We start from the raw sequence: 26024 nt of genomic DNA on the forward strand, positions 1-26024 counted from the left end.
CTCCCGGCGGGTGGCAGAATCAACGGCGTGGACCGGGGGATCCTGGAGCGCGAGCCCCAATTGGCGCTACTGGCATCGGCCGCACGTGAGGCGGCGGACGGGGCCGGATCCGTGGCGCTCGTCTTCGGCGAGGCCGGCATCGGCAAGTCGAGCCTGGTGAAGGCCATGCCGGACCGGCTGCCCCCGCGCTCGCGCATCCTCCTGGGCCAGTGCGACGACCTCACCACCCGCCGCCCCCTCGGCCCGTTTCGCGACCTGATCGGCAGCGTCGGCGCCGAACTCGCCCGGGCCGTCATGGAGGGCGGCGACCGCCACCGCGTCTACGAAGCCCTACAAGGTGAGCTGTCCGGTGTACCGCATCCGGCGGTGCTCGTCGTGGAGGACGTCCACTGGGCCGACGAGGCCTCGCTGGACGCACTGCGCTTTCTGGTCCGGCGGATGGCACGGCTGCCCGCCGTACTCGTTCTCACCTACCGGGACGACGAGTTGAGCCGCGAGCACCCGCTGCGCCACCTCCTCGGGCAGGTGTCCCGCGCGGACCGCGTGCACCGGCTGCCGCTGGCCCGCCTCTCCGAGGCCGCCGTGCGCACACTGAGTTCGGCCAGCCCGCTCGACCCGGCCCAGGTGTACGAGGTGACCTCCGGCAACCCCTTCTTCGTCGCCGAGATCCTCGCGGCCGGCGCCACCGGGACAGTGCCCCCGACGGTCGTCGACGCGGTGCTCGCCCGGCTGCGCGGACTCGACGGCCGCAGCGTCGACGCGCTGGAGCAGCTCGCCGTGGTGCCCTCCGCCGTCGAACGCACCCTCGTCGACACGCTGTTGGCGGACGGCGTGGCCGGGCTCGCCGCCGCCGAACAGCGCGGACTGCTCACGGTCACCCCCGAACGGGTCGCGTTCCGCCACGAGTTGATCCGCCGGGCCGTCGCCGACTCGCTGCCCGCGGCCCGCCGTATCGACCTCGACCGGCGGGTGCTCACCGCGCTCGTGGCCCGGCCCGGCTCCGACCCGGCCCGCATCGTCCACCACGCGGCACAGGCAGGCGACCAGGACGCCATCGCCCGCTACGGCCCCGACGCGGCCCGCGACGCCACCGAGGCGGGCGCCCACCGCGAGGCCGCCGCCCATCTGCGGCTCGTACTGCGACAGCGGCACCGCTACAGCCCCGCCGAACTCGCCGACCTGCTCGAACGCTACGCCGTGGAGTGCTACACCCTCGCCGACTCCGTCGAGGCCGTCGCCGCCCAGCGTGACGCCGTGGCGCTGCGCCGCTCCCTCGGTGACACCCTCGCGCTCGGCGCCGACCTGCGCTGGCTGTCCCGCATCCACTGGTGGGCGGGCCATGCCGAGGAGGCGCGGGACGCGGCGCGGGAGGCCATCGCCGTCCTCGAACACGCCGGTGACGACCGGCTGTTGGCTCTCGCGCTGAGCAACACGGCCCAGCTGCGGATGCTGTCCGACCGGTACGCCGAGGCCATCGCGCACGGCGAGCGCGCCATCGCCCTGGCCCGGCGTGCGGACGACGCGGCGATCCTGGCCCACGCCCTCAACAACGTCGGCTCCGCCCGCTGGCGCAGCGGGGACCCGGACGGGCGACGGCAGTTGGAGGAGAGCCTCGCCGTGGCGCTGGCCGCCGGCGAGGTCGAACACGCCTGCCGGTCCTACGCCAACATCATCTGGTCCCTCCTCGACAACCTTCAGTACAGCGAGGCCGACCGCTTTCTGCCCCCGGCCATGGAACTCGCCGACCGAGCAGAGCACTTGGGGTTCTTCAACTATCTGCACGTCGAGAAGGCCATGCGCCGACTCGCCGCGGCGGACTGGGACGACGCCGAGCGGCACGCCGAGTACGGGATGCACGAGTTCGTGCCCGCCCGCTGTCCCGCGCTGACCGTGCTGGCCCGCGTGCGCGTCCGGTGCGGCAGGCCGGGCGCGGACGAACTCCTCACCCAGGCCTGGGAGATCGCCGTACGGGCCGGGGAGCTGCAGCGCATGGCCCCGGTGGCGGCCGTACGGGCGGAGGCGGCCTGGCTGCGCGGCGACCACATGGCGGCGGCCGAGGCGGTGCGGTCGGTCCACGAGCAGGCGTGCCGGCTGGGCCACGGGCCGTACCGGGCCGAACTCGGCTACTGGCTCGCCAAGGTGGGGCGCCCCGTGGCCGTCGAGGACAGCGACCACCCGTACGCGTTGCAGGCGGCGGGGGAGTGGAAGCGGGCCGCGGACCTGTGGTGGCAGGCCGGTTGCCCCTACGAACACGCCGCCGCGCTCGCCGAGAGCCCCGACCCGGCCGACAGACTCACCGCCCTTGCCCAACTCGACGCCCTCGGCGCCGAACCCCTCGCCCGCCTGGTCCGCGCCGAACTGCGCCGCCTCGGTGTCCGCCACGTCCCGCGCGGCCCGCACGCGGCGACCCGGGGCAACCCGGCCGGTCTCACGGACCGCCAACTCCAGGTCGTACGACTGCTGGTGGACGGTCTGACCAACCCGGAGATCGCCGACCGGCTCGTCGTGTCCGTCCGTACCGTCGACAACCATGTGCGGGCCGTACTGGAGAAGCTGGACGCGCCCACCAGACGGCAGGCGGCCGCCCGCGCCGCGGAGCTCGGTCTGCCGCCGTACGGCGAAACGTAGGTAGCCGGGGGCGCCGAGGTGGGTGACGCGCACGGATGACCGCACAGTTGCGGGCGAAATAGAACAAGCAGGTCATCCAGTGCACCAAGAAACGGGGACCCATGTCCAGCACATCCGCACAGGACGCCCGCCGTGAACTGACCGACTTCACCGGGGAGTTGATCGGCCCGGACGACGCGGCCTATCCCGAGGTCCGCGCCGTCTACAACGCGATGATCGACAAACGGCCCGCGCTGATCGCGCGCTGCGCCGACGCGGACGCCGTGGCCCGCGTGATCGCCTTTGCCCGCTCCCACGACCTGCCCCTCGCGATACGCGGCGGCGGCCACCACGGGGCCGGACTCGGCACCACCGACGGGGGAGTGGTCGCCGACCTCTCCCCGCTCAAGGACATCCACGTGGACCCCGAGGCCCGTACCGTCCGGGTCGGCGGCGGCTGTGTCTGGGGCGAGGTGGACCGCGCCACCAACGCGTACGGACTCGCCACGCCCAGCGGCATCATCTCCACCACCGGCGTCGGCGGCATCGCCACCGGCGGCGGGCTCGGCCACCTCACCCGCAAGTGCGGGCTGACCATCGACAACCTGCTGGCGGCCGACCTCGTCCTGGCCGACGGCAGCCGGGTGCGGGCGAGCGCCGACGAGAACACCGACCTGTTCTGGGCGGTCCGGGGCGGCGGCGGCAACTTCGGCGTCGTCACCTCGTTCCTGTTCCGCCTGCACGAGATCAGCACGGTCGTCGCCGGACCCACCTTCTGGCCGGTCGAGATCAGCGCCGAAGTCCTCACCGCCTACCGGGAGTTCCTGCCGACCGCGCCCCGCGAACTGACCGCGTTCTTCCTGCACGGCAGCGTTCCGCCCGCCCCGCCGTTCCCCGAGGAGATCCAGCTGCGCAAGACGGCCGGCGTCGTGTGGTGCTACACCGGCGCCGACACCGAGGCCGCCGCACGCGAGATGGCCCCGCTGCTCGACGCACTGCCCGCACCGCTCCTGCACGCGCCCGGACCGATGCAACACCCCGACATGCAGGGCATGTTCGACGGGCTCTACCCGCCCGGCGACCAGTGGTACTGGCGCGCCGACTTCGTCAACGACATCCCCGACGAGGCCGTGGAACTCCACGCCAAGTTCGGCGCCGAGGTCCCCACCCCGCAGTCCACGATGCACCTCTACCCGATCGACGGCGCGGCCCACGACGTGGGCAACGACGAGACCCCGTGGGCCTACCGCGACGCACGCTGGGCGTCCGTCTTCGCCGGCGTCGACCGGGACCCCGCCAACGCCGAACTCATCAAGAGGTGGGCCATCGACTACCAGGAGGCCCTGCACCCGTACTCTGCGGGCGGCGCCTACGTGAACATGATGATGGACGAGGGACAGGAACGCGTCCGGGCCAGCTACCGCGGCAACTACGCCCGGCTGGCCCGCATCAAGGCCGACCGCGACCCGGACAACGTCTTCCGCCTCAACCAGAACATCCACCCGGCCCCGAAACCGCGCTACGAGACCCGCCCGTAACCACGATTCCGAGGCCGGGCCGGCATCACGCGTTCGGGTCGAACGAGATGCCGGACGGCTTCGCGATGGACAGGGCGTAGTTGAAGTCGCTGTCCCTGATCTTCAGCGTGGCCGAACCGAAGTCGGCGGCCAGGAGCTTGTCCTTGAGGCCGGCCGGGTAGCCGTTCCAGCCCACCAGGCGCGGGTAGAACCAGTTGCCGGTGGCGTTCTCCGCAGGCTCGTCGTTGGTGTTGGCGAAGCGGAAGTCGTGCGAGCCGATGCCGTCCTTGTGGTAGACGATCTTGGGGTGTGTGCCGTCGAAGCGCACCCCCGAGGCCGCCGACACCTGGTAGGCGGAGTGCTGCGACACCGACACGTACTGGACCGTGTTGTCCTTGATCCACACCACGACGTGCTCCCAGTCGTGGGTGTGACCGATCGCCGCCGGACCCAGCGTGACCTGGTCCTTCTCGAAGTAACTGGCGTACATCACCGCGCACCAGTCGTTGTTGCACTTCGTGCGGGAGTACGTGTTGGCGTTGTTGAGCTGGGCCATGTCGTGGCAGTGCCCGTTGACGTCGCCGCCGAGCTTCAGCCCGGGGTTGATGGTGCCGTCCAGACCGATGGCGGCCGTGGCGTAGCAGCCGTCGCCGTCGTAGTCGTAGGCCGGGGAGAAGGTCTGCTCCTGGCCGTCGGCGTTCTGCGGGAGCAGGGTGAGGACATCGGCCTGGGCGGCCGTCGCCTGGCCGACCACGAGGGCCAGCGCACCGAGGACGGTGACAACGGCGGAGCGGCGCAGGCGCCGGCTTCGGGACTTCGGGGCTTTTGCCGGGCTGTCGGTGGGGGGTGTCAGTTCGGGCACGCCGACTCCAGTTTCTTGGCGGTGGGGGGCGCTACTGGATGCGCCAGGTCCAGACCTTCGCAGGCCGGTGTGTGCACGTCAACACCCGCGCGATGTACGGGCCTTGACCCGCCGCTGAACTCTCCAGCCTGTGCTTTTCCTGTGTTTACGCGGCTCTCGACGCGACCATGGCTCTCGGCGAACAGGTGCGCTAATTTGAGGTCCACGGCACAGGTGAATGGGCACCCGTGGTGAGTGCGGGAGGTTCTGGTTGACCCCGGCACAGCTTCGGGCCTTCGCGGCGACCGTCCGCCTCGGTTCCGTGAAGGCCGCCGCGGCCGATCTCGCCGTGACGGAGTCGGCCGTGTCGATCCACATCGCGCATCTGCGCAGAGAACTCGGCGACAAGCTCTTCGCCCGCACGGCCAACGGGCTCGCGTTCACGCCCGGCGGGCTGCGGCTGGCCAGCCGGGCCGCCGAACTGCTGGGACTCCAGGACCGGACGATCCTCGAGGTGAAACAGGCCGGCTCCGGCCGACGGCTGCTGCGCGTCGCCGCGTCGAGCCTGTTCGCCGAGCATGCCGCACCAGGCCTGATCGAACTGTTCGCGGGCCGCGCAGACGACCTCGACGTCGAACTGAGCGTGCACAGCCCGCAGAAGTTCGCCTCCCTGCTGCTCACCCGCTCCGTCGACGTGGCGATCGGACCCCGCCCCGCCACCCTCGACGACGCGACGACCTGCACGCACTTCCTCAACTACCAGGTCATCGCCGTCGTAGGACCCGACCATCCGCTGGCGACCGCGGCGAGTTCCGGTGCCGCCGAACTCCGTGGCCAGACCTGGCTGTTGGGCCCCTCGGCGGTCGGGCGGACGGGCATGGTGCCGTCGGTACTGCGCCGCCTGGGCATCCCCGAACACAACCAGCGGATCTTCCAGAGCCATGCCGCCTCCGTCGACGAGGCCAAGCGCGGCAAAGGAGTTGCCCTCGCGGTCGCCTTCGCCGTGACGAAGGACCTCGCCGAAGGCGACCTCCGCCAACTCGCCGGCCCCCAACTCCCCGCCCGCGGCTCCTGGAACCTCCTCACCCTCCCCGACCGCGAAGCGCCGCCCGCCGCCGCGGAGTTGCGGCGCTTCGTCACCACGCCGCGGGCCACGCAGGCGATGCTGCGCGGTGCGGGGGTCACGGCGGGGCGGTTCCGGCCGGCCATCCACGTGACGCTGTGGAGTTAGACCCCGGCCGTCCCGGACCCATGAGTCGTACGAGCCCCCGGACGACGGCAGGCTCGAACGCCAGGTGGCCGTCAAGCTGCTGAGCCTGGGGAACGACCGGCACGGCTGGACAAGGACGGGCTGGGAACGACGGACGGCGCCAGCGGCAGCGGCACGGTCCGGTGACGTCACCGGCGCCGTACATGCACGTCTACTCGGTCGACACCTCCGACATCTACGGGAACATGGCGGACGATCAGTACGACCTGGTCCGCTTGCAGTTGAACGTCGGCGGCCTCCCGCCGGCGAGAAGTGGTCCACGGTCGACCGCCGGGTGATGGAGCGGGCGGCGGCCATTCCGGTGTATGTGCCGACGCGCACATTCCTCTACACCTCCCGACTGCGGGGGCTCCAGGCCGACATGGACGGACTGTCGCCGCTCAACGCCTGTGTGACGAAGTGACGACCGTCCCCTTCCGCCCGCCGAGCCGGGCCACCTCGCCCGGCACCCGCAGCAGCGCCCCGAAGCTGTCGGCGGGCAGCAGCAGGTCGATGTACGGCAGGGCCGCCGTCATCGTCGTCGTGCGGGGTGCGAAGCCGGGGGCGGCGGCCCGGGGGTTGAGCCAGATCACCGTGTGGGCGCGGCGCCGCAGCCGGGCCATGGCCGTGGCCAGCCGCTGCGGCGGATCGCCGTCCCAGCCGTCCGAGGCGATCAGTACGACCGCGCCGCGCAGGGTGCCGCCGTGGTGCGAGGCGAGGAGCGTGCCCAGGCAGTGGGCGATCCGGGTGCCGCCGAACCGGTCGGTGACCCGCTCCGACGCCTCGTCGAAGGCCTCCCGCGCCGAGCGGTGCGTGAGCACCGGCGTGAGCCGGGTCAACGACGTGGCGAACGCGAAGACCTCGGCACGGGTCGTCAGCGCGAGGGCCCGCATCAGATACAGATACGCCACCGCCTGCGCCTGCATCGACCGGCTCACGTCGCACAGCACCACGACCCGGCGCGGCCGGTCCACCGGCCCCGCCCGGACCAGCCGTACGGGCTCCCAGCCGGTGCGCCGGGACTGCGCCACCGTCTCCCGGACCGCGACCCGATGACCGCCCGTCCGCACGGCGAGGCGCCGGGTACGGCGAACGGGCCACTCCCGCAGCCGCGCCTCCAGCCAGCACCCGAGCAACTCGGCCTGTTCCAGGGTGAGTTCACCGAACGGTGTGTCCACCTCGGCCGCCAGATCGCTCGGCAGACGCTCGGGCACGGTCAGGGCGTGGTCCGCACGGTGTTCGGCGGTGTCCACCGCGGGCGGGAGGGTCACCCACGGCAGACCCGAACCGCCGACGGGGTCACCGCCGCTTGAGTCGGCGCCGCCGGAGTCCTGGCCGCCGGCCCCCGCGGGGTGCCCATTGCGGCGAGCGTTCGGGTCGAGGGCGAGTACGGACTGCCCGAAGACCGCGTCGAAGACCTCGTCGAAGCGGGCCAGTTCGGGGTGGTCGCGTACGAGGGTGACGCGGGCCGTCCAGTACAGCGAGGTGCGCGTCCCGGGCGGGACCGCGGCGAGCGCGAGCACGAAGTCCCGGGCCGCGGTCGGGCCCACCGGCACGCCGTGCTCCCTGAGCCGGGCGGCCAGCGCGGTGGCGAAGGCGGCCCGGTCCACGGCGGGCAGCAGCGGACCAGTTGGTGTCATCGGACCAGCAGATAGACCACCACTGCGATGACGACGGCCGCGACGACGACGGGGATCAGCCGCTTGTACACGGACGTGCCGGCCACCCGCATCAGGTCCAGCGGCTCGGCCGGCGCCGGCGGCGGCGCCACGGAGGCCGGTTCCGCCGCCTCCGCCGTTGGTACTTCCTCCGGTTGGTCCTGCGTCGCCAGCAGCTGCGTCTCCACGTTCGCCACGAACTGCGCGAACAGCTTCTCCGAGATCTCCTTGATCATCCCGCTGCCGAACTGGGCCAGCCTGCCGCTGATGTTGAGGTCCGTGCTGACCGTCACGACGGTGCCCGTGCCCTCGCCGCGCAGCCGGGCGTCGACCGTCGCGGACGCGTTGCCGCCCCCGCGCATGTCCTTGCCGGCCGCGCTGATCACGGCGTGATGGGCGGCCGCGTCCCGCTCCACGAAGCGTGCCGTGCCCGCGAACTGGCTCACCATGGGCCCGACTTTGACCCGGACCTTGCCCCGGTGGATGTCACCGTCGACGCCGGTGAGTTCCGCGCCGGGCATGCACGGGGCGAGGGCCTCCAGATCGGTGAGCGCCTGCCACGCCCGCTCGACCGGCACACCGACGCTGAACTCGTTGTCGATCTTCATGGTCTCCTCGCTTCTTCGGGATAGCCGAGTGCGTCGAGGGCCCCGACGACGGCGGTGCGGTCGTCCGGGCTCTTGGCGACCGTGCTGAGCGTGCGGACGATGTCGTCGCGGGCCAGCCGCGCGACCCGCAGGGCCGCCAGGGCGGAGACCCAGTCGATGGCCTCCGCCATGCCGGGCGCCTTGTCGAGGTCCAACTCCCTTACCCGGCTGATGAATTCGGTGGTCGACGCGATCAGCGGCTCGTTCGCGGCCGGTACCGTGCGGCGCAGGATCTCCGCCGTGCGCTCGGGCGTCGGGAAGTCGATCCAGTGGTAGAGGCACCGCCTGCGCAGCGCGTCGTGGAGTTCCCGGCTGCGGTTGGAGGTGAGCACCACGACGGGCGGCCGTACGGCGGTGAAGGTGCCCAACTCCGGGACGCTGATGGAGCGTTCGCCCAGGAACTCGAAGAGCAGCGCCTCGAACTCGTCGTCGGCCCGGTCGATCTCGTCGATCAACAGCACGGGCGGCAACGGGCCTTGATGGCGCACCGCCCGCAACAGCGGCCGGTCGAGCAGGAATTCCTCGCTGAACAGATCGGCGTCGGACAGCTCCCGCCCGTGCGTCTCGGTGAGCCGGACGGCGAGCAACTGGCGCTGGTAGTTCCACTCGTACAGCGCCTCGCCCGCCGTCAGTCCCTCGTAGCACTGGAGCCGGATCAGCGGGGTGCCCAGGGCCTTGGCGAGTGCCTTCGCGGCGCTGGTCTTGCCCACGCCCGGCTCGCCCTCCAGCAGCAGCGGCCGGTCGAGCAGGGTGGCGAGGAGGAGGGCGGTCGCCGTGCCGTCGTCGACGAGGTGGCCGACCTCGTCCAGCCGCCGCCGTACGTCATCGGCGTCCGTGAAGAGTCCGCTCACCCGGTGGCCCGCCCACCCGCGGACCAGCGGTCCCGGCAGCCGGTCCCGCAGAACCAGAACTCGCCGTCTGCGGTGGCGAGATGAGGTGTGTCGGCGCGCACGGTGACGGTCATCCCGCACACCGGGTCCATGGCCTGGGTGGGACGCTCGGGCACGGGGGCCTTCGCCGCGTGTACGACTCGCACCACGTCCGCGAGGATCGACAGCGCGATCTCCGGTGGCGTACGGGCGCCGATGTCCAGCCCGGCGGGAGCCTGGACGCGGGCCCGTTCCGCGTCGGTCAGGCCGAGTTCGTCGAGCAGGGCGGCGGCGCGGCGATGGCTGGCGACCAGCGCGATGTGACCGACACCCGCGTCGAGGGCGGCCCGCAGGGACTCTGCGTCGCCCCTGCCCTGCCCGGCCACGATCACGGCTGCGGTGTGCTCGCTGGGCGGTCCTTCCGGCAGCGAGCGGGCCGTGGCGTAGCCCAGCAGGGCGGCGAACGCGACGCAGGCCTCCGCCACTGGCGTGGTCCCGACGACCTCGATCAGCGGCGGCGGCAGCACCGGCTCCAGGAAGATCTCCAACGCGCCGCCGGACAGGCAGGGGTTGATGACGACCCGCGCCCCGGGTGTCTCGGGGAACTCGGCGTCTCCCTGCGGCAGGACGCGCAGCAGCAGCGGTCCGCCGTCGTGCAGGGCGCCGAGCGCGGCCGTACGGACCGAGCCCTCGGCGCACTGGCCGCCGACGAAGCCGTCGATGGTGCCGTCGCCGTGGACGATGGCCTCGTCGCCCGGGTGCGCCGAGGCGGGCGCCTGGGCCCGCACCACGCGCGCGTGGACGAACGGCACGCGCCGTTCGGTGAGTTCGAGCGCGCGGGCACTCAACTTGCCGGTCATCACAGCCACCTTCAGATCGGCGGAGTCGGTCGGCCCTGCATCGCCTCCCACACCCGGGAGGGTGTGAGCGGCATGTCCGCGTGCCGGATGCCGTACGGCTTCAGGGCGTCGACCACCGCGTTGACGATCGCGGGCGGCGAGCCGACCGTCGCGGACTCCCCGACCCCCTTGGCGCCGATGGGGTGGTGCGGGGAGGGCGTGACGGTGAACCCGGTCTCCCAGTCGGGGACTTCGAGCGAGGTCGGGATCAGATAGTCCATGAGTGAGCCGCTGAGGCAGTTGCCGTCCTCGTCGAAGGAGATCATCTCCATCAGCGCCATACCGACCCCGTCGGTGAGCCCGCCGTGCACCTGGCCCTCGATGATCATCGGGTTGATCCGGGTGCCGCAGTCGTCGACCGCGACGAAGCGGCGGACGGTCACCTTCGCCGTGCCCGGGTCGATGTCGACGACGCAGATGTAGGCGCCGTGCGGATAGGTGAGGTTCTCCGGGTTGTAGCAGATCTGCGCCTCCAACCCGCCCTCCACGCCCTCGGGCAGGTCGCCCGCGCCGTGCGCCCGCATCGCGATGTCCTGGATGGTGACCGAGGCCTCGGGGTCGCCCGCGACATGGAAGGAACCCTTCTCCCACTCCAGGTCGGCGACCGACACCTCCAGCATCCCGGAGGCGATCAGCCGTGCCTTGTCCCGCACCTTGCGGGCGACCAGCGCGGCGGCGGCGCCCGAGACGGGGGTGGAGCGGCTGCCGTAGGTGCCCAGGCCGAAGGGGGTCTGGTCGGTGTCGCCGTGCACCACATCGATGTCCTGCGGCGGGATGCCGAGTTCCTCGGCGACGATCTGCGCGAACGTCGTCTCGTGCCCCTGCCCCTGCGACTGCACCGAGAGCCGTACGACCGCCTTCCCCGTCGGATGCACCCTGAGTTCGCAGCCGTCGGCCATGCCGAGGCCGAGGATGTCCATGTCCTTGCGGGGTCCCGCGCCGACCGCCTCGGTGAAGAACGACACGCCGATGCCCATGAGTTCACCGCGGGCCCGCTTCTCGGCCTGCTCGACGCGCAGCGCGTCGTAGCCGGCGAGTTCCTTGGCCAGTTCCATGGTGGGCGCGTAGTTGCCGGAGTCGTAGACCCAGCCGGTCTTGGTGCGGAAGGGGAACTGCTCGGGCCGGATGAAGTTCTTCATCCTCAACTCGACCGGGTCCATGGCGAGTTCGTACGCGAGGCAGTCCACGATCCGCTCGATCAGGTAGACGGCCTCCGTGATCCGGAAGGAGCAGGCGTACGCGACCCCGCCCGGCGCCTTGTTGGTGTAGACGGCGGTCATCCTGCAGTGGGCGGCCTCGATGTCGTAGCTGCCGGTGAAGACACCGAAGAAGCCGGCCGGGTACTTCACGGGGGCCGCCGTGCCGTTGAACGCGCCGTGGTCGGCGAGGACTTGGGTGCGGACGGCGAGGATCCTGCCGTCGCGGGTGGCCGCGATCTCGCCGCGCATCACGTAGTCGCGGGCGAAGCCGGTGCTGATGAGGTTCTCCGCGCGGTCCTCCATCCACTTCACCGGCTTGCCGGTCAGCAGCGAGCCGACGATCGCGCAGACGTAACCGGGGTAGATCGGCACCTTGTTGCCGAAGCCGCCGCCGATGTCGGGGGAGATGACCCGGATCTTGTGCTCCGGCAGTCCGGCGACGATCGCGTAGAGGGTGCGGTGGGCGTGCGGGGCCTGGGTGGTGGACCACAATGTGAGACGTCCGTCGACCTGGTCGAAGTCCGCGACCGCGCCGCAGGTTTCCATTGGTGCCGGGTGCACGCGCGGGTAGACGATGTCCTCGGTGACGACGACATCCGCGCGGGCGAAGACGGCCTCGGTCTCCGCCTCGTCGCCGGTCTCCCAGTCGAAGCAGTGGTTGTCGGCCTTGCCCTCCAGGTCGTCGCGGATGACGGGCGCGTCGGGGGAGAGGGCGGTGCGGACGTCGATCACCGGGTCCAGGGGCTCGTACTCGACATCGATCAACTCCAGGGCGTCCCGTGCCGCGTAGCGGTCCTCCGCGACGACGAAGGCGACCTCCTGGCCCTGGAAGCGGACCTTGTCGGTGGCCAGGACCGCCTGCACGTCGTTCGAGAGGGTCGGCATCCACGCCAGGCCCTTCTCGTCGAGCATCGCCCCGGTGACGACCAGCCGGACCTTCGGGTGGGCCTCGGCGAGGGTGGTGTCGACGGAGAGGACGCGGGCGTGCGCGAACGGCGAGCGCAGGATCGCCAGATGGAGCATGCCGGGCAGGTCGAGGTCGTCGACGTAGCGGCCCTTGCCGCGAACGAAGCGCGGGTCCTCCTTGCGGAGCATCCGGCCGTGGCCGCAGGGCTTCTTGTCGTTGTCGACGAACGCGGTGCGGTGGCCGTTCTCGGAGACGGCGGTCATGACGCGCTCCCCGAAGCCGAAGCCGAAGCCGAAGTGGCCTGTGGTTCCAGGGAAGTTCGGGTCCCTGCCTCTTCGGCCGCCGCCCACCGGATCGAGCGGACGATGGTCGCGTAGCCGGTGCAGCGGCAGATCTGCCCGGAGATCGCCTCCCGGATCTCCGTGTCGGAGGGGTCGGGGTTGCGGTCCAGGAGGGCACGTGCCGTCATCATCATGCCGGGCGTGCAGAAGCCGCACTGCAGACCGTGGCACTCGACGAACCCGCGCTGTACCGGGTCGAGTTCGCCGTTCTGTTCGAGCCCCTCGACGGTGCGCACCTCGTGTCCGCCCGCCATCGCGGCAAGCACGGTGCAGGACTTGACCGGTTCGCCGTCCAACCACACCACGCACGTACCGCAGTTGCTGGTGTCGCACCCCCAGTGGGTCCCGGTCAGCCGGAGGTGGTCGCGCAGGAAGTGGACCAGCAGCAGCCGCCCCTCTATCTCCCGGGTGACCTCTTCGCCGTTGACGACCATGCTCACCTGCACGATCACACCTCCCGTCCGTCGATGCGGGCCACTGACCGGCGCAGCACGCGCACGGTCAACTCCCGTGCCAGATGGCGCTTGTACTCGGCGCTGCCGCGCCGGTCGGTCACTGGGGAGCAGGCCTCGGCGGCGATGTCCCCGGCCTGCCCGTACAGTTCCTCGGTCGGGCGCCGGCCGCGCAGGGCGTCGGCGATGCCGGGGATGCCCGCTGTGTTGGGTCCTACGGCGGCGAGACCGACCCGGGCGTCGGCGATCAGTCCGTCGCCGTCCAGCCACACCGCGGCACCGGCGGACACCACCGCCCAGTCACCGGCCCGCCGTTCGACCTTCTCGTAGGCGCTGGAGCCGTTCGGGCGGACCGGGAAGCGGACCTCGGTGAGGATCTCCGCGTCGCCCACGGCGGTCTCGTACGGCCCTTGGTGGAAGTCCTCCATGGACACCACCCGTTCGCCGTCCCTGCCCTGGATCACGCAGCTCGCGTCGAGCGTCGTGCACACCGCGGAGAGGTCCTCGGACGGGTCGGCCTGGCACAGTGAGCCGCCGAGCGTGCCCCGGTTGCGCACCACGGGGTCGGCGATGACGCGCTCGGCGTCACGGAACACCGGGAAGGCGGCGGCGAGTTCGTCCGACTCCAGCAGTTCGCGGTGCCGGGTCATCGCGCCGATGCGGATCAGCCCGGGTTCGACCCGGACGTAACTCAGCTCGCCGTGCAGGTCGTTGATGTCGATCAGGTACTCGAAGTTGGCCAGCCGCAACTTCATCATCGGGATCAGACTGTGCCCGCCGGCCACCAGCCGTGCCGTGTCGCCCAGCCGGTCGAGCAGCGCGACCGCCTCGCCCACGCTGGCGACCCGCCGGTACTCGAACGGAGCGGGAACCTGCATACCGCAATCCCCCTGTCTCGCACGGCAGTCGGCCGGTCGGCCGGGCGCCGTGTCCGGGCCTCATTGGGCGCCCGGCGGACAGGGGTGTCAACGGCTGGTTAACCCTTCACTTAAGTTGCCTGTCCCGGGCAAGCGGGCAGGTAGTCCAGGAGGTCCGCCGAGGGGACGAAGAAGAGACTCCCGGTGACGGCCGTGGAGAAGTCCAGGATGCGGTCGTGGGAGGCGGAGTCGGTGCCCAGGAACATGTTCCGCAGCATCTGTTCGGTGACCGAGGGCGTGCGGGCGTACCCGATGAAGTAGGTGCCGAACTCGCCCTGTCCCGCGCTGCCGAACGGCATGTTGTCGCGCAGGATCTTCCGCTCGGTGCCGTCCGGGCCCGTGATGACGTTGAGCGCGATGTGCGAGTCGGCCGGTTTGACGTCGTCGTCCATCTCCATGTTGGTCAACTTCGTGCGCCCGACGACCCGTTCCTGCTGCTCGACCGTCAGCGCGTGCCAGGCCGCCATGTCGTGGACGTACTTCTGCACGATCACATAGCTGCCGCCCGCGAACTCCGGGTCCTCGCCACCGACCACCACCGCCTGGCGGGCCGCCTCCCCGACGGGGTTCTCCGTGCCGTCGACGAAGCCCAGCAGATCCCGTACGTCGAAGTACTGGAACCCGGACACCTCGTCGCGCACGGAGACCGCGCCACCCAGCCGGCCCATGATCTCGGTGGCCAACTCGAAGCAGAGATCGGCGCGTACGGCCTTGATGTGGAACAGCAGGTCGCCCGGCGTGGAGACGGCGGTGTGGCGGTCGCCGGTGAGTTCGCGGAACGGATGCAGCTCGGCGGGGCGCGGACCGTCGAACAGCCGGTCCCACGCCTTTGACCCGACGCCGGTCACACAGCTGAGCCGCCCGTCCGGGGCACGGAAGCCGATGGACCGGATCAACCCGCCCAGATCGCCGAGGAGTTGGCGTGTGGTCTCCTCGCCGCCGGGCTCCACGGTGACGACGAGAAAGGTCGCGCTGGGAGTCAGGGACTCCAGCACCGCCTGCGTGGTCGGGACGGCCCCCTCGCCGCCGACGGTGCCGTCCGTGCTCTCCACCGAGCCGTCAACTGTCATGTACTCCATGCCTCCGCTGTCCTGGCAGGTGCCGCCCGGCACCTTGGAACTCAGCCGAGTTTCCCAGTCCGCGCCTCCCGCCACAGATCCACCCCGCCGTCGACGGCGTACGAGTCGATCTCGGCCAGCTCTTCGTCGCTGAAGTCGAGGTCGTCCAGCGCGGCCACGTTCTGTTCGAGCTGCTCCGGGCGCGAGGCGCCGATGACCAGCGAGGTGACCCGCTCGTCGCGCAGCGCCCAGGCGAGGGCCATCTGGGCCAGGGTCTGACCGCGCTTGGCCGCGATGTCGTTCAGCGCCCGCAGCCGCCGCACCATGTCCTCGGTCAGCCAGCCCGCGTCGAACGACGTGCCCTGCGCGGCCCGCGACCCCTCCGGGATCCCGTCCAGATACCGCCCGGTCAGCAGCCCCTGCGCCAGCGCCGTGAAACCGATGACCCCGAAGCCCTCGTCCCGCGCCGCGTCGAGCAGCCCGTCGTGCTCGATCCACCGGTTGAGCATGCTGTACGACGGCTGGTGGATGAGCAGCGGTGTGCCCAGCTCGCGCAGGATCTCGGCGGCCTGACGGGATCGCTCGGCGTCGTAGGACGAGATACCGACGTAGAGCGCCTTGCCCTGGCGGACGGCGGTGTCCAGCGCGCCCATGGTCTCCTCGAGCGGGGTGCCGGCGTCGAGGCGGTGGGAGTAGAAGATGTCCACGTAGTCGAGGCCGGTCCGCTTCAGGGACTGGTCGAGGGAGGCCAGGACGTATTTGCGGGAGCCGCCGCCCTGACCGTAGGGGCCGGGCCACATGTCCCAGCCGGCCTTGGTGGAGACGATCAGCTCGTCCCGGTACGGCGCGAGGTCCTGCTTCAGCAGCCGGCCGAAGTTGGACTCGGCGGCGCCGTAGGGCGGACCGTAGTTGTTCGCCAGGTCGTGGTGGGTGATGCCGAGGTCGAAGGCGCGCAGCGCGATCTCGCGCTGGGTCTCGAACGGCCGGTCGTCACCGAAGTTGTGCCAGTAGCCCAGCGACAGGAGGGGCAGGTCGAGCCCCGAGCGGCCCGTGCGGCGGTAGCGCATCGTGCTGTCGTAGCGCCCCGGATCTGCGATGTGGTTCACCGCGCCAACTCTGCCCGCGCCCGCCGCGCGCGTCCAACCGATCGCGGTCATCGGATTCAGCAGCGCCGACGCATAATCCGGCAGCGGATCGCTGAGCGGACCGCTGCTGTTCGGCGGCCCCTCGTTCGTCCCTAGGGTCCCTTTCATGAACTGCGACATATCGGTGGGCGTCGACCCGATGGGCGTCGGCGAGGAACCGCTGCGGATCGGCGTGCGCGTCCCGCCCAGCGACCGCGCGGACCGGGTGGCCCGGACCGTACGACGGGCCGAGGACCTCGGCTTCGACCAAGTGTGGTTCCCCGACTCGCAGTTGCTGTGGCGGGACGTGTTCACCACCCTCACCGCCGCGGCCTTCGCCACCGAGCGGATCGGCCTCGGCACCGCCGTCACCAACCTGGCCACCCGGCACCCGTCCGTCGTCGCGTCGGCCGCGCGCAGCGTCGCCGAACTCGCCCCCGGCAGGTTCACCCTCGGCCTCGGCGTGGGCAACAGCTCCGTGGGGCCCGTGGGCCTGCCGCAGACCGGCTCGGCGGCACTGCGCGAGGGGCTGACCATGCTGCGCGCCCTGCTGGACGGACGCGAGTGGGACTTCGAGGGCAAGGTCCGCTCCCGGCTGCGCGATCCCCAGCCGTCCGTGCCGCTGCACCTGGCGGCCAGCGGACCCCGGAACCTGCGCCTGGCCGGTGAGATCGCCGACGGGGTCATCCTGCTCAGCGGCGTCTCACCACGAACCCTGACCGCCGCCATGGCCCGGGTCCGGGAGGGCGCCGAGGCGGCCGGCCGGAGCGCCGGGAAACTGCCGGTGACCGTGTCCGCGTTCTGCGAGGTGACCGACGACATCGAGGCCGACGCCCGCCTGATCAAACCGATCTGCGCCTCGATCGCCCAGAACGGCGGCGCGTCCTTCCTCGCCCTCGCCGGTATCGACGTGGACGTCCCCGCGAGGGTCGAGGGCGTCTACCCGGACCTCGTGCACGCCGAGGACTGGGACACGGCCGTGGAGATCTGCTCGGCCTGGATCAGCGACGAGGCGGCCGTCCGCTTCGCCGAGGAGTTCTGCCTCTTCGGCACGGCCACCCAGATCACCGAACGGCTCCGCACCCTGCGCGCCTCGGGAGTGACCGACGTCTTCCTCCAGCACGTCGGCTCCTACGACCCGCCCACCGACCTCATCGAGACCATCGGCGCCTCGGTCCTGCCGGCCCTCCGACGGTGAGACGGTCAGCGCGCTCCGGCCGCGGGCAGCAGATCCTTGCGTACGACGCCGTCCTGGACGACGCACACGATGTTTCCGGGATCGCCGAGCACGCCGATGTCCTTGAGCGGGTCGCCCTCGCAGATGACGAGGTCGGCGGTCTTGCCGGCGGTCAGGGTGCCGAGCCGGTCGGACAGGCCCAGGAGTTCGGCGGAGACCCGGGTGCCGGCCACGATCGCGGCCATGGGATCCATGCCCAGGTCCACGAGGAAGCGCAGTTCCAGCAGGTTCTGGCCGTGCGGGCAGACGGCCGCGTCGGTGCCGAGCGCGATCCGGGCGCCCCGGTCGACGGCGCGGGCGATGTTCTCCTTGGTGATGCCCGACCAGCGGACCTTCTTCTGGTAGTGGTGCTCCGGCATCAGGTCCTTGTCGATGCCCGCGAACACGGTGGACAGGGTCGGCACGACGAAGGTGCCCCGCTCGCCCGCCAGGTTCAGCGCCTCCTCGTCCAGGCCGTAGCCGTGCTCGATGCTGGTGACACCGCCGCGGATCGCGTTGAGGATGCCCGCGGTGCCCTGGGCGTGCGCGGCGACCGGCTTGCCGCCGTGGCGCCGGCACTCGTCGACCACGGCCCGGATCTCCTCCTCCATCAGCCCCTCGTCCTCGGGCTGGTCGTAGGGGCTGGCCATGCCGCCGCTGGCACAGATCTTGATCACGTCGGCGCCCGCGCGCAGCATCCTGCGGACGGCGAGCCGGGACTCGTCCACGGTGTCGGCCAGTTCGGCCATCTCGCCGCCGCTGAGATCGGTGCCGTCGAGGAGACGGAAGTCGCCGTGGCCGCCGGTGTGGCTGATGATCCGTATGGCGGTGTGCAGCCGGGGACCGACGATCCGGCGGGTCTCGACGGCGGTACGGAACCCGGTGGACAGTCCGCCCAGGTCACGGGCGGTGGTGATGCCCGCGTCGAGGGTCTGCCGCAGCCGGGTCGCGGTGTCGTAGGTGACGAGGACCGGGTCGAGTTCGCCGCGCCGCCCGGGCGGCGAGCCCTGTGCGTACGCGAGGTGGGTGTGGCAGTCGAAGAACCCGGGGAGCACGGTCCGGCCGCCGGCGTCGATGATCCGGACCGCGGAGCCGTCACCGGGCACGGGTGGGGCCGTGGCCGCCGGCCCGGCGTAGGTGAGCGTGCCCGCCGTGTCCGCGACGACGACCGCGTCGGCCACCGGAAGGGCACCGCTACCGTCGACGAGGCGGGCGTTCTCGACGCGCAAAGCAGTCCGAAAGTTCTCTTGCGTCATGGCATCCGTCATGGTGGGACCGAATCACTCCTCGGTATCAGGAACCTCTGGGGTGGGGAACCTCGGTATCAGGAACAGGCGAAAGGGAGTCTGCAATGGACGAGACAACGCCGGGCCACGGTGCAGCTTCCGATCCCGATTTCAGTCGGGCACGCAGGAATGCGCCGTCCCAGGAGGCGCAGGAATTCACTGCCGCCGATCTCGACGAACTGGACCGCGGGGTCGTGCACGCGCTGCAGATCCACCCCCGGGCCCCGTGGACCCTGGTGGGTGACGTCCTCGGCGTGAACCCGGTGACGGTCGCACGGCGCTGGCAGCGGCTGGAGGACGCGGGACTCGCGTGGGTCACCGCCTATCCGCGGCTGTCGGACTCCCGCATCGTGGTGACCGGCATCGTCGAGGTCGACACCGAGCCGGGCGTCGCCGAGGAGGTCGCACGCGCCCTCGCCGCCGAACACGTCGTGGCCAACGTCAAGATCACCGCGGGTGGCCGGGACATCGTGACCGCCGTACAGACCAGGGACCTCGACGAACTCGCCCACCTCACCACCCGGCTCTTCCAGCAGACCCGGGGCGTACGGGCGACCCGCACCCACGTCTCCACCGGTGTCCCGACCGAGGGCAGCCGCTGGCGGCTGCGCAGCCTGGACGCGGCCCAGTGCGCCCGCATCGAGGCGAGCCACGCCTCGGACATACCGCCCGACACCGGCACCGGCCCCGCCGCGCCCTGGGACTCCCTGGACGCCCACCTCCTCGAACTGCTCAGCTCCGACGGCCGGATGTCGATCCGCGCCCTGGCGACCGCCACCGGAGTCGGCCTCACCACCGTGCGCCGCCGCCTCCAGTCGCTGCTCGCCTCCCGGGTCAGCCTGCGCTGCGACCTTGCCCGGCCGCTGTCCGGCTGGCCGCTGTCGGCGGTGTACTTCGCGTCGGTGCCCGCCCAGTACCTGGAGGAGACCAGCCGGGTCCTGTCCAGTGTCCGCGAGGTCCGTTCCTGCGCGATCACCGCGGGACCGCACAACCTGGTGATCGACGTGTGGCTGCGCACCCTCGCCGACGTGCACACCTTCGAGGCGCATCTGTCGCGCCGGCTGCCACGGCTGGTGATCGACGACCGCTCGGTGGTCCTGCGCACGGTCAAGCACATGGGCCGCCTGCTGGACCGCGACGGCCGCTGCGTCGGCGTCGTGCCCCTGCGCGAACCCCAGGACACCCACCAGCTCCTCGCGGTGCCGGAGGACGAGCGCGTCTGGCGATGAGCACCGACGTCCGTATTTCTCAAGGCTGTTGAGGACCATAGATGCGCTCCCTGTACCTCCCAGAGGCCGGCAGCCACCTGCGCTGGATCGACCTCCCCGGCGAGGGCCCCGCCCGGGTCTACGTCCACGGGCTCGGCTGCGCGGGCTCCGCCGACTTCGCGGGGATCGCCGCCCACCCCGACCTGCGCGGCGGACGCGCGATCGTCGTCGACCTCCTCGGCCACGGCTACAGCGACCGCCCGGAGGACTTCCCGGGCACGCTGGAGGCCCACGCCGGAACGGTCGCCGCCGTTCTCGACCACTGCGGGATCACCGGCGCCGTGCTCGTCGGCCACTCGATGGGCGGCGCGATCGCGATCGTCCTCACCGCGACCCGCCCCGACCTGGTCTCCCGTCTCGTCGTCGCCGAGCCCAACCTGCGCGCGGGCGGCGGCCTGTTCAGCGGGGCCATCGCCGCATACGGCGAGGCGGACTTCGTCAGCCACGGATTCCGCACCGTCCTGGCGGGCCTCGAACCCGGCTACGCGGCACGCATGCGCGTGGCGGACCCCGCGATCCTGCACCGCAGCGCCCTCGGCCTGGTGACCGGGACCAGCCCGGGAACGGCGGAACTCCTCTACGGCCTTCCGCAGCCGCGCGTGATGCTGATCGGCACCCGCAGCCGCCCCTACGCGGACGAGCCCGCCGTCCGCCAGGCCGGCATCCCGGTCGTGGATGTCCCCGACGCGGGCCACCACATGATGGGGGACAACCCCGAGGGGTTCGTGGCGGCCCTGGTCGAGGGCGGCGCGGGGCCCGTTCCTAGAGGGGAACGTGCAGGGAGTCGTAGCGGGCCAGTCGGGCCGTGATGATGCTCGATGCCTGGGTCAGGGCCGAGAGCAGTCGGGTGATCCTGCTGCCCGCCGTGGGCGCGACGACCGACAGCGCGCCCAGGTAGGTGTCGTCCCGCCCGCGTACCGGCACCGCGACCGCGAGGTAGCCCAGGCGCTTCTCCTCGACCTCGACCGCGTAGCCCTGTTCCCGGATACGGCAGAGTTCGCCGGGCAGTTGGGCGGGGCCGAGGGTGTGCGGGGTGCGGCGGACCATCGCGTGCAGGACCTTGCCGAGCGGGTACTGCTCGGGAAGCAGGGCGAGGGTGAGCTTGCCCGCGGCGGTGCAGTGCAGCTCCATGCGTCTGCCGTCGGCGGTGGAGCGGGCCTGGTTGCGATGGGTGCCGAGGTTCTCGACGCACAGCAGCTCGGAGTCGTGCGGGATCGCCAGGATGACCGCGTTGTCGAGGCTCTGCGCGAGGCTCTCGATGACGGGCCTGGCCGCCGCGCGCAGGGTGCGCTGGTGCGGGGAGCGCAGACCCATCGCGTAGAGCCGCACGCCCAGGCGGTAGTTGCAGCCGTCCCGCTCCAGGAAGTCGGTGGCGACGAGTTCCTGGCAGAGCCGGTGGACCGTGGCCTTGGCGATACCGGTACGGTCCCGCAACTCGGCAAGACCCAGCGCGAAGTCGTCGTCGCCGAAGGCCGACAGGATCAGACTCACCTTGCCGAGCACCGAGTTGGGCCGCTCGTCGCCCTCCCGGACCGTGCCGGCGGTGGTCATCCCGCCGCCACCCAGTCGAGGATGTGCCGGGAGAACTCCTCCGGCAGCTGCTCCGGCACGGGGACGTGGCCGCCGGGGATGACCAGCGTCTCGCAGCCGGCGTCCGCGAACCTCTCCAGACCCGGCATCGAGAAGTGGTCCTCGGAGGCGCAGACGGCGAGGGTGCGGGCGGTGACGAGGGGCAGCCGCTGGTCCATCATCGAACCCCGGACCGCCACATGCCCCTCCTCCACCCGCTCCAGCACGGTCAGCGCGTCGACCATGAACCGGTTGAGGGCGGCCTCCTCGCCGTCCTTGTAGAACGGGCGCCGAAGGTTCCAGAGTTCGAGCAGGTGCGAGCCGTCGGGGCTGGGGACGACATGGTCGACGGGCTTGCGCTGGTTCACCGTGCGCCGCTTCTCGTCGTCGATGAAGGGGGTGGCGGACAGGAACAGGCTGGAGACCCGCTTGCCGTGGCGCGCGGCGAGCTCCACCGCGATCACCCCGCCGGTGTGGTGGCCCACGAGATGGAATTCCTCCAGGCCCAGTTCTTCGATCAGGTCGTCGGCCGCGTCCGCCCAGCGCTCGATCGAGTGGGGTTCGTCGGGTTTCGCGGAGGCGCCGAAGCCCAGGGTGTCCATGGCGATGGCCCGGTGCACAGCACCGACGCGGGGGAGCACGTCCAGGTACTCGGTCCAGGACCGGGGCGTCTGATGGAGCATCAGAACGGGCTCGCCCGTACCGCACTCGACATAGTGCAACTGACCGAAACGGCTGGGTGCGTAGCCGCGACGCAGTGGGTCCGTCATCAGTGACTCCCTGGTTTGTGGCATGCCGTCAGATGGCCCGGTGTCCGTTCGGTGAGCGCGGGGCGTTCGCTGCGGCAGTGGTCGTCGGCCAGCCAGCAGCGCGAGGAGAAGGGGCAGCCGGCCGGAACGTCCGAGGGGGAGGGCAGTTCGCCCTTGAGGACGATCTGCTCGCCCGGCCCGTCGTCCCCCGGTTCCAGGACGGACGAGAGCAGCGCCATGGAGTACGGGTGCTGCGGGTCCTCGAACAGCTCCTTCGCCGGGGCGAGTTCGACGATCGACCCGAGGTACATCACCGCGACCCGCTCGCTGAGGTGGCGGACCACACCGAGGTTGTGCGAGATGAACAAGTAGGCGATGCGGTCGCGCTCTTGGATCTCCTGGAGCAGATTGAGGATCTGCGCCTGGATGGAGACGTCCAGCGCCGACGTCGGCTCGTCGAGGACGATCACCGACGGCTGCGGGGCCAACGCCCGGGCCAGCGCGAGGCGTTGGCGCTGACCGCCGGAGAACTCGTGCGGATGGCGGGCGGCGGCCGACACGTCGAGGCCGACCTCCTCCAGGACCTCCGCCAGCCGGGTACGCCGGTCGGCGCGCGCCACGCCCCGGGCGCGCAGCGGTTCCTCGATGCTGGCGCCCACCGGCAGCCGGGGGTTCAGCGAGCCGTTGGGATCCTGGAACACCATCTGCACCGCACGCCGGAACGCCTTCAGGTCGGCGCTCTTCGGCTTGTGCGTCATGTCCTTGCCCTCGAAGCGCACCGCGCCCCGCGTGGGCCGGTACAGCCTGGTCGCGATCCGGCCCAGCGTGCTCTTGCCGCACCCGGACTCGCCGACCAGGCCGACCGTCTCGCCGGGACTCAGGGCGAGGGTGATGTCGTCGACCGCCCGGACACCGGAACGGCCCGGGCGACCGCCGAACTCGTGCCCGATGCCGGAGAGTTCGAGCAGCGGCTCGCTCCCGGTCCGGTCGGGCTGCGTCTCAGTCATCGTTTCCTCCGGCTGCGGTCGGGGCGTCGTCCAGGTCGCGCCAGCAGCGCGACACCCACCCGTCACCGACGGGCCGCAACGGCTGGGGCGCGGCACAGGCGTCGGCGGCGCTCGGGCAGCGGGGCGCGAAGCGGCAGCCGGGCAACCGGCGGGCGTCGTCCGTGAGTTGGCCGCGGATCGCGGTCAGCGGGGTGCCGTCGCCCTCCCGCATCCGGGGCACGGCCGCGAGCAGCGCCCGGGTGTACGGATGCCGGGGCGCGTTGAGCACCTGGTCGACCGTGCCGGACTCCACCGCCTGGCCGGCGTACATCACCTGCACCCGGCTGCACATGGCGGTGATGACACCGAGGTCGTGCGAGATGAGCAGCATGCCCATGCCGTGCTCCTCCTGCAGCGTGCGCAGCAGGCGCAGAATCTCGGCCTGCACGGTGACGTCGAGGGCGGTCGTCGGTTCGTCGGCCAGCAGGAGGCGCGGGTTGCCCGCCATCGCGATGGCGATGACGACGCGCTGCCGCATACCGCCGGACAGTTCGTGCGGGAACTGCCTGGCCCGGCGCTCGGGCGAGGGGATCTCCACCAGCCGCAGCAGGTCGACCGCCCGCTCCTGTGCTTCCTTCCGGCCGGCCTTGCCGTGGATCCGCAGCACCTCGGCGACCTGCGTGCCGACCCGCATGCACGGGTTCAGCGAGGTCATCGGCTCCTGGAAGACCATCGCCACCCGGTCGCCGCGCAGACTCTCCAACTCGGCGTCGCCGCTGCCCAGGAGATCCGTACCGCAGGCCACCAGCCGGTCGGCCCGGACATCGGCGCCCGGGCCCAGCAGCCCCATGGCGGCGAGCGCGACACTGGACTTGCCGCAGCCGCTCTCGCCGATCAGGCCCACCACTTCGCCCTGTTCGACACGGAGGTCCACCCCGGAGACGACGTCCGAGCCGCCGAACCCGATGCGCAGCCCCGAGACATCGAGGACCGGATCGGTGCCGTCCTTTCCGGCACCGGCCCGAGCGGGAGTCAGGGTGTCCGCCTTCACGACGTCAGCCAGGCGTTCTTGAGGTTGAGGCGGGTCGCCGTGGCGTCCGGCTGGTAGCCGTGCAGCCGGTCGCTCCAGGCCTCGCCGCGCACCGCCTTGGCGTAGGGCACCAGCAGGTAGGCCTCGTCGGCGATGTACTGGGCGAGTTGGTGGTAGAGCGTGACCCGCTTGGCGTTGTCCTCCTCACTCTTCGCGGCGGCCATCAGGTCCCACAGGTGCTGGTCCTTGACCTTGGTCGCCGGGCTGCCCTTGGCGAACCACAGGTCCAGGTACTGGCTCGGGTCGGCGTTCAGCACGCTGGTCAGCATGATCATGTCGGTGTAGTCGCCGGACAGCACCTTCGGCACGAGACTCGCGAACGGCACGAGCTTGAGGTTGAGGGTGATGCCGACCTTGGACAGCTGCGCCTTCATCAGCTCCAGGGCGGAGATGTCGGGACCGTAGGCCGAGTCGCTGGGGGCGACCAGTTCGATGCCGACCTTGCTCTTGCCCGCGGCCTTGAGCAGGGCCACGGCCTTCGCCTGGTTGTGCTGGTACATCGGGTCGGCGGTGGTGGGCGTGGTGCCGTACGGGTCCTGGGGCGGGATGACGTAGCCGAAGCCGGCGGAGCCGCTGCCCAGCGTCTTGATGAGGGTCTCGCGGTCGATGGCGAGGTTGAACGCCTGCCGCACCCGCTTGTCGGCGAGCGGGCCGCTGAGGGTGTTCATGTTGAGCCAGACACTGGAGACGCTGGGCCCGTTCGCCTCGGTGACACCGCTGGTGCTCTTGACGTCGCTCACCATGCGCAGGTCGCGGAAGGACAGCAGCTGCACCGAGTTGGAGCGCAGCGAGGCCACCCGGGAGGTCTCGTCGGGGATGAGCCGGTAGATCACCGTGTCGAGATACGGCTTCGGCCTGTCCCAGTAGCCCTTGTAGCCGGAGAGCTGGATGGAGATGCCCTTCGACCACTTCTTCAGCGAGAAGGGTCCGGTGCCGTTCTCCGACTGCTTGAGCTGGTTCGCGGTCCGTGACGTCGTCCACTTACGGCTCATGACGGCGCCGCTCCACGGCCGGGCCAGGAAGTTGTACAGCGACGGCTGCGGCGCGCTGAGCTTGACCTCGACGGTACTGGTGTCCACGGCGGTCACCGTCTTGATCCGGTACTGCTGGGTGTACGGCGACTTGATCGCCGGATCCATCAGCCGCTCCAGGCTGAAGATCACGTCGTCGGTGGTGAGCTTGGTGCCGTCGTGGAAGGTCACCCCGTCGCGGAGCGTGAAGCGATGGGTGGTCGGGTCCACCTGCTGGTAGCTCTTGGCCAGCCCGGGCTTGATCTGCCCCTTGCTGTCCAGGCTCAGCAGACCCTCGTAGAACTGCGAGACGATCTGCTGGTCGAAGAACGCCTGAGCCACCTGCGGGTCGAAGCCGACCGTGGGCTCCCCGTCGAGCCCGATGGTGAGCGTTCCTCCCTTGACCGGCTTCCCGGAGGTGCTGCCGGCCGTGGTGGCCGTACCGCCGCAGGCCGCCAGCAGCAGGCCGGCGAATGTGCTGCCGCCGAGTGCCAGCGCGTTTCTGCGCGTGAAGGTGTGGTTCGTCATCATGACCGCCTGATTCTCAAGAACGTGAGGGTGAAGT

At 71.2% G+C, this 26024-nt stretch carries 23 protein-coding genes; 7 read left to right on the plus strand and 16 right to left on the minus strand.

The annotated features are described in order from the left end of the window. The first annotated feature begins 27 nt into the window (after positions 1 to 27). Positions 28 to 2628, plus strand: coding sequence for a helix-turn-helix transcriptional regulator (locus OH768_RS50320; protein ID WP_406464043.1), 2601 nt, complete (start codon positions 28 to 30; stop codon positions 2626 to 2628). Between the two features lie 101 nt (positions 2629 to 2729). Next, positions 2730 to 4145: an FAD-binding oxidoreductase gene (locus OH768_RS50325; protein ID WP_406464044.1), complete on the plus strand. Its 1416-nt coding sequence runs from the start codon at positions 2730 to 2732 to the stop codon at positions 4143 to 4145. A gap of 25 nt (positions 4146 to 4170) precedes the next feature. Here OH768_RS50325 and OH768_RS50330 read toward each other — a convergent pair whose 3' ends face one another. Further along, the gene (locus OH768_RS50330; RefSeq protein ID WP_406465764.1) at positions 4171 to 4923 is read right to left on the minus strand and encodes an NPP1 family protein; all 753 of its coding nucleotides are present in this window, start codon (positions 4921 to 4923) and stop codon (positions 4171 to 4173) included. 313 nt (positions 4924 to 5236) lie between these two features. Here OH768_RS50330 and OH768_RS50335 point away from each other — a divergent pair, with 313 nt between their 5' ends. Then, positions 5237 to 6196 carry a LysR family transcriptional regulator gene (locus tag OH768_RS50335; protein WP_406464046.1) on the plus strand — a complete coding sequence of 320 codons (960 nt, stop codon included), beginning with the start codon at positions 5237 to 5239 and terminating at the stop codon, positions 6194 to 6196. 161 nt (positions 6197 to 6357) lie between these two features. Then, positions 6358 to 6513 carry a hypothetical protein gene (locus OH768_RS50340; RefSeq protein WP_406464048.1) on the plus strand — a complete coding sequence of 52 codons (156 nt, stop codon included), beginning with the start codon at positions 6358 to 6360 and terminating at the stop codon, positions 6511 to 6513. A gap of 102 nt (positions 6514 to 6615) precedes the next feature. Here the strand turns inward: OH768_RS50340 and OH768_RS50345 are convergent, their stop codons facing one another. The 9 genes from OH768_RS50345 to mgrA form a co-directional block, all read right to left on the minus strand. Then, complete coding sequence (locus OH768_RS50345; protein WP_406464050.1) at positions 6616 to 7854, minus strand: vWA domain-containing protein; 1239 nt, start codon at positions 7852 to 7854, stop codon at positions 6616 to 6618. Further along, positions 7851 to 8480 carry an SRPBCC family protein gene (locus OH768_RS50350; protein ID WP_406464052.1) on the minus strand — a complete coding sequence of 210 codons (630 nt, stop codon included), beginning with the start codon at positions 8478 to 8480 and terminating at the stop codon, positions 7851 to 7853. Before OH768_RS50350 ends, OH768_RS50345 begins: the two co-directional genes overlap by 4 nt. Then, positions 8477 to 9370, minus strand: a complete 894-nt coding sequence (locus OH768_RS50355) for an AAA family ATPase (RefSeq protein WP_406464054.1) — start codon at positions 9368 to 9370, stop codon at positions 8477 to 8479. The genes OH768_RS50350 and OH768_RS50355 overlap by 4 nt, the downstream gene beginning before the upstream one ends. Further along, positions 9367 to 10248 carry an XdhC family protein gene (locus tag OH768_RS50360; RefSeq protein ID WP_406464056.1) on the minus strand — a complete coding sequence of 294 codons (882 nt, stop codon included), beginning with the start codon at positions 10246 to 10248 and terminating at the stop codon, positions 9367 to 9369. The genes OH768_RS50355 and OH768_RS50360 overlap by 4 nt, the downstream gene beginning before the upstream one ends. 11 nt (positions 10249 to 10259) lie before the next feature. After that, positions 10260 to 12656 (minus strand): aerobic carbon-monoxide dehydrogenase large subunit, encoded by a 2397-nt coding sequence (locus tag OH768_RS50365; RefSeq protein WP_406464058.1) that lies wholly within the window; start codon positions 12654 to 12656, stop codon positions 10260 to 10262. Continuing rightward, complete coding sequence (locus OH768_RS50370; protein ID WP_406464060.1) at positions 12653 to 13186, minus strand: (2Fe-2S)-binding protein; 534 nt, start codon at positions 13184 to 13186, stop codon at positions 12653 to 12655. The genes OH768_RS50365 and OH768_RS50370 overlap by 4 nt, the downstream gene beginning before the upstream one ends. After that, positions 13183 to 14064 (minus strand): FAD binding domain-containing protein, encoded by an 882-nt coding sequence (locus tag OH768_RS50375; RefSeq protein WP_406464061.1) that lies wholly within the window; start codon positions 14062 to 14064, stop codon positions 13183 to 13185. Before OH768_RS50375 ends, OH768_RS50370 begins: the two co-directional genes overlap by 4 nt. Positions 14065 to 14174: 110 nt before the next feature. Continuing rightward, complete coding sequence (locus OH768_RS50380; RefSeq protein WP_406465766.1) at positions 14175 to 15173, minus strand: Dyp-type peroxidase; 999 nt, start codon at positions 15171 to 15173, stop codon at positions 14175 to 14177. 50 nt (positions 15174 to 15223) lie between these two features. Next, positions 15224 to 16267, minus strand: a complete 1044-nt coding sequence (mgrA, locus tag OH768_RS50385; protein ID WP_406465767.1) for an L-glyceraldehyde 3-phosphate reductase — start codon at positions 16265 to 16267, stop codon at positions 15224 to 15226. A gap of 145 nt (positions 16268 to 16412) precedes the next feature. Between mgrA and OH768_RS50390 the strand changes: the two genes are divergently transcribed. Continuing rightward, the gene (locus OH768_RS50390) at positions 16413 to 17483 is read left to right on the plus strand and encodes an LLM class flavin-dependent oxidoreductase (protein WP_406464062.1); all 1071 of its coding nucleotides are present in this window, start codon (positions 16413 to 16415) and stop codon (positions 17481 to 17483) included. Positions 17484 to 17488: 5 nt separating this feature from the next. Here OH768_RS50390 and OH768_RS50395 read toward each other — a convergent pair whose 3' ends face one another. Next, a complete protein-coding gene (locus OH768_RS50395; protein WP_406464064.1) occupies positions 17489 to 18769 on the minus strand; it encodes an amidohydrolase family protein in 1281 nt (426 codons plus the stop codon). 83 nt (positions 18770 to 18852) lie between these two features. On the opposite strand from OH768_RS50395, the gene OH768_RS50400 reads away from it, so the two are divergent. Together OH768_RS50400 and OH768_RS50405 are read left to right on the plus strand one after the other, a co-directional pair. Continuing rightward, on the plus strand, positions 18853 to 20016 hold the full coding sequence (locus tag OH768_RS50400; protein ID WP_406464066.1) for an Lrp/AsnC family transcriptional regulator: 1164 nt from the start codon (positions 18853 to 18855) through the stop codon (positions 20014 to 20016). Between the two features lie 41 nt (positions 20017 to 20057). Further along, positions 20058 to 20864, plus strand: coding sequence for an alpha/beta fold hydrolase (locus OH768_RS50405; RefSeq protein WP_406464068.1), 807 nt, complete (start codon positions 20058 to 20060; stop codon positions 20862 to 20864). On the opposite strand, the gene OH768_RS50410 is transcribed toward OH768_RS50405, so the two are convergent. The 5 genes from OH768_RS50410 to OH768_RS50430 are packed head-to-tail and all read right to left on the minus strand — an operon-like array spanning position 20818 to position 25990. Continuing rightward, the gene (locus OH768_RS50410; protein WP_406464069.1) at positions 20818 to 21606 is read right to left on the minus strand and encodes an IclR family transcriptional regulator; all 789 of its coding nucleotides are present in this window, start codon (positions 21604 to 21606) and stop codon (positions 20818 to 20820) included. The genes OH768_RS50405 and OH768_RS50410 overlap by 47 nt on opposite strands. Further along, the gene (locus OH768_RS50415) at positions 21603 to 22394 is read right to left on the minus strand and encodes an alpha/beta fold hydrolase (protein WP_406464071.1); all 792 of its coding nucleotides are present in this window, start codon (positions 22392 to 22394) and stop codon (positions 21603 to 21605) included. Before OH768_RS50415 ends, OH768_RS50410 begins: the two co-directional genes overlap by 4 nt. Beyond that, a complete protein-coding gene (locus tag OH768_RS50420; RefSeq protein ID WP_406464073.1) occupies positions 22394 to 23380 on the minus strand; it encodes an ABC transporter ATP-binding protein in 987 nt (328 codons plus the stop codon). The genes OH768_RS50415 and OH768_RS50420 overlap by 1 nt, the downstream gene beginning before the upstream one ends. Beyond that, positions 23373 to 24410 carry an ABC transporter ATP-binding protein gene (locus tag OH768_RS50425; protein WP_406464075.1) on the minus strand — a complete coding sequence of 346 codons (1038 nt, stop codon included), beginning with the start codon at positions 24408 to 24410 and terminating at the stop codon, positions 23373 to 23375. Before OH768_RS50425 ends, OH768_RS50420 begins: the two co-directional genes overlap by 8 nt. Continuing rightward, entirely contained in the window at positions 24407 to 25990 is a 1584-nt protein-coding gene (locus OH768_RS50430) for an ABC transporter substrate-binding protein (RefSeq protein ID WP_406464076.1), read from the minus strand. The genes OH768_RS50425 and OH768_RS50430 overlap by 4 nt, the downstream gene beginning before the upstream one ends. Positions 25991 to 26024: the final 34 nt, after the last annotated feature.

Source organism: Streptomyces sp. NBC_01622, assembly GCF_045209635.1.
Classification (GTDB): domain Bacteria; phylum Actinomycetota; class Actinomycetes; order Streptomycetales; family Streptomycetaceae; genus Streptomyces.